Origin of the sequence: Microbacterium sp. H6 (assembly GCF_003314775.1) — a bacterium.
Taxonomy (GTDB): domain Bacteria; phylum Actinomycetota; class Actinomycetes; order Actinomycetales; family Microbacteriaceae; genus Microbacterium; species Microbacterium oxydans.
In genome coordinates this window covers 1-5,784 of record NZ_QOAY01000030.1, presented here as the reverse complement: position 1 = coordinate 5,784, position 5,784 = coordinate 1, and the positions used below count along the sequence as shown (strand labels likewise).

Below are 5,784 nucleotides of genomic sequence, written 5' to 3'. Positions count from 1 at the left end.
ATCATCGCGCCGGGGTCGGAGTGGTTCCCGGCCGAACCGTCCGGTTCCTACGTGCGACTCAACTATGCCAACGCCGACCCTGCCCGCTTCTCCGAGGCCGCCGTCATCCTGGGTGCCGTGCTCGACGGAGCCTGAGGGCGTTCAGCGCTGTTCGGGCTTCGCGCCCAGGTCGGCCCAGAGCCAGGTGAGATCCACCGAGGTCGTCTTCGGTAGCGAGACCGAGGCAGGATCGAGGGCCGGGCGGAAGATCGCGTCGTCGAGAGTGCTCATACTCTGTATTGCGCGATCCGCCCCGAAGAGTTCACGCTTCGGGCACGCCGTCCTGGGGTGGACCAGCGGGACGGTGCGCACGCCGACCGCTGACGACCACCGGGCGACCGCCCCGCTCCTGACCGGGCAGCGGACGGGAGCGGCGACCGTAGATGAGCTCCGACGAGTCGAGCAGCCACGGGACCAGCGTGATCGACACCCCGTGCACGAGCATGAGCTGGTTGGCGAGCCGGCGGGCGCGACGGTTGTGCAGGAACGACTCCCACCAGTGGCCCACGATGTACTGCGGCAGGTACACGGTCACGACGGACGAGCCGTGCTTCTCGCGGTACTGCTTGATGAACTGCGTCACCGGCTGCGCGAACGAGCGATACGGCGACTCGACGATCACGAGCGGGATCGGCACCAGATGGTCGGCCCAGTCCTTCTGCAGTTGCGCCGCGTCGTCGGAGGCCACGGCCACGTGCACCGCGAGGGTCTTGCCGTGCTTCGCCGCGATCGCGTAGTCGATGGCCTTCACGACGGGCTTCTGCAGACGGTTGACGAGCACGATCGCCAGGTCGCCGGTCGCGCCGAACTTCGTGGTGTCGTCGATCGCGATCTCGTGTTCGACATCGCGGTAGTACCGCTTCACGCCCAGCATCAGGAAGGCGAGGATCGGGATCGCGAAGAACACCAGATACGCACCGTGCGTGAACTTCGTGATCGTCACGATGACGAGCACCAGCACGGTCATCACGGCACCGGTGGAGTTGATGATGAGCCCGACCTTCGCCGAGCGGCGGTCCGCGGCCGATGCGCCGTCGATCCCCGGGCCGGCCTTGTCCTCCGTCGGCCCGCGCAGCACGCGTCGCCAGTGCCGCACCATGCCGATCTGGCCGAGCGAGAACGACACGAACACCCCGATGATGTACAGCTGGATCAGCGTGGTCAGCTTCGCCTGGAACACCAGGAGCACCACGATGGCGCCGATGCCGAGCAGGATCATGCCGTTCGAGAACACCAGGCGGTCGCCGCGGGTGTTGAGCGACTTGGGCGCGTAGCCGTCACGCGCGAGCACGGCCCCCAGCAGCGGGAAGCCGTTGAACGCGGTGTTCGCCGCGAGCAGCAGCACGCACGCGGTGGCGGCCTGGATGATGAAGAAGGGGATGCTGCCTCCGCCGAACGTCGCGGCGGCGATCTGCGCCATGAGGCTCGGCTGCGGGTTCGTGCAGTCGAAGCCGACCAGGTCGCACGGGTTCTCGGCGTAGTGCACACCCGTGATGAGGGCGAGCGCGGTCAGACCGGCGAACAGGCACGCGGCGATGCTGCCCATCAGCACGAGGGTCGACTGGGCGTTGCGGATCTTCGGGGCGCGGAAGGCGGGCACCCCGTTCGAGACGGCCTCGACACCGGTGAGGGCCGAGCATCCGCTCGAGAACGCGCGCAGGATCAGCAGGATCACGGCCGCCTGGCCGAGGCTCTCCGCCTGCACGCTGAAATCGTGGCTCGAGGCCACGGGGGCATCGCCGAGGAAGGTGCGGATGAGTCCGGTGACGATCATGATGCCGACCGACCCGATGAACACGTACGTCGGGATCGCGAAGACCAGAGACGCCTCGCGCACGCCACGCAGGTTCACCACGATGATGAGGATCACGAAGCCGACGGCGAGTTCCACGCGGAACGGGTCGAGACCGGGCACCGCCGAGATGATGTTGTCGACACCGGAGGCGACCGACACGGCGACGGTCAGCACGTAGTCGACCAGGAGGGCCGCAGCAACGATCACGCCGGGGATCTCGCCGAGGTTCTTCGACGCGACCTCGTAGTCACCGCCGCCCGACGGGTAGGCCTTGATGAGCTGGCGGTAGCTGAGCACGACCACGACCAGCAGCACCACGACGGCGCCCGCGACGAGCGGCGTGAACGACAGGAAGGTGAGCCCGCCGATCAGCAGGATCATCACGAGCTCCTGCGGGGCGTAAGCCACAGAGCTGAGGGCGTCGGACGCGAAGATCGGCAGAGCCATCCGCTTCGGGAGCAGCTGGTCGTCGACCTGCTGGCTCGTCAGCGGTTCGCCGATGAGGATGCGTTTGGCGCGCGGCGGTGCTTCCGCGCCCTCCCTGTTTTCGTCTGACACGTCCGGCGACACTACGCCTCCTGATGGCATCCTCACGCCATCCTCACGGAATCCCTACGGTGGGATGGCGCGGTCCTCACGGAATCCTTACGCGCAAAGCTACACTGGCACGCGGTGGAAGATCAGGTGCTGCTCGGATTCATCGCGATCGCGATAGGGGTGGCTTTCGGCATCCTCCTGTTCGTGCCCTTCGTGGCGATCAGCTATCGCCGCCGCGGACGTCTCGGCCTCGGTCGCACCGTGCTGTGGCTCGCCGCGCTGATCTACTTCTGGGCCATCTGGACCTACACCCTGCTCCCGCTGCCCGACCCCGACACGATCCGCTGCGTCGGGGCGATCACCGATCCGATGTCGGTCGTGCGGGATGTGCAGAAGGCCTTCGCGGCGCCGGGCAACCCCCTGCGTCAACCGGCACTGCTGCAGCTGGTGTTCAACGTGCTGCTGTTCGTCCCGCTCGGGTTCTTCGTCCGGGTGCTCGCCGGCCGTGGGATGCTTACGGCGCTCGCCGCCGGTTTCGGCCTGTCGCTGCTGGTCGAGACGACGCAGTTGACCGGGGTGTGGGGCGTCTACCCGTGCGCGTATCGCTTCTTCGATGTGGGCGACCTCATGACGAATACCCTGGGTGCGGTCATCGGCTGCATCGTGGCGATCCTCGTCCCGCGGTCGCTGCGCGGTGCGAAGGCGAGCCCGGACGCCGATCTTCCCCGTCCGGTCACCCGCGGGCGTCGCCTGCTCGTGATGCTGTGCGACTTCCTCGCCTACGGGTTCCTGAGCATGGCGGCCGGTGTGACCGTGCAGGTGTGGCTGGAGTTCGTCGTGGACGATCGCGCTGCGGTGCTCGACGGGACCCTCGCATCCGCCGCCGCCACCATCGCCCCTTCGGCTCTGTTCCTGGCGCTGATCCTGATCAGCGGGCGCTCGGTCGGCGACATCGCGGTGCAGCTCCGATACGCGGGATCGCGCCTGCCCGCACCGTTCGCGCGGCTCCTGCGCTGGGCAGGCGGCATCGGCGGAATCAGCGCGCTGCAGCTGACCGGCGGGTTCTTCGGTTTCGCGGCGGCCGTATTGTTCCTCGCCGCGATCGTGCTGCCGTTCACGACGCGCGACGGTCGCGGGCTTCCCGGCATCGCCTCCGGACAGCACCTCGTCGACGCGCGAGCGGATGCCGCGGGCTCTGCGCCGATCGCGCCCGCCTCCGCTTCCCCGTCGCGCGACGCATGACGCACCGGTGGTTCGGCGTGCGCGCGCTCAACTCTCTGTGTGGGGGCGTGGCATGTACCACTCGGTGAACTCGGTCGCACGCCCGTCGGGTGCGAGCCGGATGATCCAGAGGTTGAGGTAGTCGCGTTCGGCCGGGTATTTCGTGCGCCCCTGGACGACCACGAAGCCGTCGACCTCGTGGAGGACCTCCCACTCGAACGTCCAGGACCCCGGTTCATCGCCGTCTTCGATCCACCCCGACACGATCGCCTCGCGCCCGACGCGCGGCTCCGAATCGGGACTCGTGAGGTATCGGGCGTCGTGCGTGAAGAGCGCCCCGATCCGTTCCGGATCGTTCGACTTCCACGCCTCGATGTAGGCCCTGGTCCAGTCCTCGCCTGCTGTCGTCATGTGCTCCGTTCTAGGCCGTGGTCGAGGCCGCGTCAACCCGTTTGAGAACCGTAGGGACATCGGGGATCCACAGCGGTTTCCGATCACGAAGCCGTAACGTCGAGGACATGACGACCGTTCACGTCACCGAGGACACGATCAACCAGGCCCGCGAGCTGCGCGACGAGCTGCAGCGGTTCCTGCGCGAGTACGAGTTCGGGATGCGCGAGGTCGAGACGAAGATCTCGATCCTGCGAGACGAGTTCACGCACGACCACGCGTACAACCCCATCGAGCACGTGAAGAGCCGTCTGAAGTCGCCCGACAGCATCGTCGAGAAGCTTGCCAGGAAGGGCATCGACGAGCCCGACTTCGACCGTATCCGTGCCGACATCACCGACATCGCCGGCGTGCGGGTGACCTGCAGCTTCGTCGCCGACGTGTACCGGCTGTTCGACCTGCTCACCGCACAGGACGATGTCACCGTGCGCACGGTCAAGGACTACATCGCCCACCCGAAGGCCAACGGCTACAAGAGCCTGCACGCGATCATCGAGGTGCCCGTCTTCCTGTCGACAGGTGCGCTCTCGGTGCCGGTCGAGGTGCAGTTCCGCACGATAGCCATGGACTTCTGGGCGAGCCTCGAGCACAAGATCTACTACAAGTTCTCCAACCAGGTGCCCTCGCACCTCGTCGACAGCCTCTCTGATGCGGCGGAAGCGGCGTCGGAGCTCGACAGCCGCATGGAGCGCCTGCACCGTGAGGCGCACGGGGTGCCGCAGCGCCAGCTCGCGCCCCCGCCGCCTCCGGCTCCGACGTCCACCCCGGACGCACCCTCGAGCCCCCGCGTCGTCGGAGTCTGACCGGGACGCGCCCGTGCGCGACGCTGTTGCGCCCACGGGGCGGCCCTGGGAGCATCGGCAGGTGGTGAGAACGCAGGAAGCCTTGTCCGTCAAAGCCGATCGCGCCGTCGACGAGCGACTCGACGTCGACGACCTCCCCGGCATCGATCGTGGGTCGCAGCGATGCGAGTGCGACCACGGCGACGACGACGGCTACCAGCCGTGCGGACGCAAGGCCAAGTGGCGTGTCACCGTGGACTGCGTGTGCGGCGAGGGCCACCCGCGTCGCGTCGAGATCCTGTGCTCGAGGTGCATGCGCACCCTGCGCCAGTTCCAGGGACGCGAGGCCATCACCGTGCGTCGTCTCTGACCGGCGGACACCGACTCCTGATCGGTCACATCCGATCTCGCCGTCGCTCCGAACAAGCGGGGAGCACATCGGAGACGGTGGAACAGGAGACGATCATGGCGCAGCGCCGCAGTGGCAAGAGGTTCCTCGTCTGGGCGGCCCTGGCCGGTGTGATCGGCGGCGGGGTGTTCCTCGCCACGGCCGAGCTGTTCGCGCTGCTCTTCGCGCGTGCCGCCAGCCCGATCCTCGCGGTCGGCGGGTTCGTGATCGACATCGTGCCGCAGCCCTTCAAGGAGTTCGCGATCGCCACCTTCGGCGAGTACGACAAGATCGCTCTGCTGGCTGGACTCGGGCTCGCTGTGCTCATCGCCTCGGCGATCGCCGGCATCCTGCAGTTCGTGCGCCCGCCGCTCGGCGTGATCGCACTCGTCGTCGCCGGGGTGCTCTCCACGGCCGCCATCGTGACCAGGGCGGCCGTGTCGCCCCTGGCCTTCCTGCCTCCGGTGCTCGGAACCGTCGCCGGGTCGATCATCCTCGTGCTCCTCAGCCGCCGTCTGCGCGGGTGGAGGGACGCCCGCACTGCCGTCGGGGAAGCCGGCCGAACCGCCGGG

6 protein-coding genes and 1 pseudogene are annotated in these 5,784 nt (G+C 67.9%); 4 read left to right on the top strand and 3 right to left on the bottom strand.

What is annotated here, in order from left to right; translation table 11 throughout:
* Window positions 1–141 precede the first annotated feature (141 nt).
* Both DSP71_RS22880 and DSP71_RS01410 read right to left on the bottom strand, forming a co-directional pair.
* Window positions 142–270 (bottom strand): hypothetical protein, encoded by a 129-nt coding sequence (locus tag DSP71_RS22880; RefSeq protein WP_257022224.1) that lies wholly within the window; start codon window positions 268–270, stop codon window positions 142–144.
* Between the two features lie 31 nt (window positions 271–301).
* Window positions 302–2,422, bottom strand: coding sequence for an APC family permease (locus tag DSP71_RS01410; RefSeq protein ID WP_218867851.1), 2,121 nt, complete (start codon window positions 2,420–2,422; stop codon window positions 302–304).
* An 84-nt stretch (window positions 2,423–2,506) separates the two neighbouring features.
* Between DSP71_RS01410 and DSP71_RS01405 the strand changes: the two genes are divergently transcribed.
* Entirely contained in the window at window positions 2,507–3,613 is a 1,107-nt protein-coding gene (locus DSP71_RS01405; RefSeq protein WP_113680178.1) for a VanZ family protein, read from the top strand.
* 27 nt (window positions 3,614–3,640) lie between these two features.
* Here the strand turns inward: DSP71_RS01405 and DSP71_RS01400 are convergent, their stop codons facing one another.
* Window positions 3,641–4,003 (bottom strand): nuclear transport factor 2 family protein, encoded by a 363-nt coding sequence (locus DSP71_RS01400; protein ID WP_113680177.1) that lies wholly within the window; start codon window positions 4,001–4,003, stop codon window positions 3,641–3,643.
* 107 nt (window positions 4,004–4,110) lie between these two features.
* Between DSP71_RS01400 and DSP71_RS01395 the strand changes: the two genes are divergently transcribed.
* The 3 genes and pseudogenes from DSP71_RS01395 to DSP71_RS01385 all read left to right on the top strand — a co-directional run.
* The gene (locus tag DSP71_RS01395) at window positions 4,111–4,845 is read left to right on the top strand and encodes a GTP pyrophosphokinase family protein (RefSeq protein ID WP_046746784.1); all 735 of its coding nucleotides are present in this window, start codon (window positions 4,111–4,113) and stop codon (window positions 4,843–4,845) included.
* Between the two features lie 61 nt (window positions 4,846–4,906).
* A complete protein-coding gene (locus tag DSP71_RS01390) occupies window positions 4,907–5,194 on the top strand; it encodes a hypothetical protein (protein WP_127011667.1) in 288 nt (95 codons plus the stop codon).
* A 95-nt stretch (window positions 5,195–5,289) separates the two neighbouring features.
* Window positions 5,290–5,784: pseudogene (locus DSP71_RS01385) on the top strand (oxidoreductase); the annotation flags it as partial.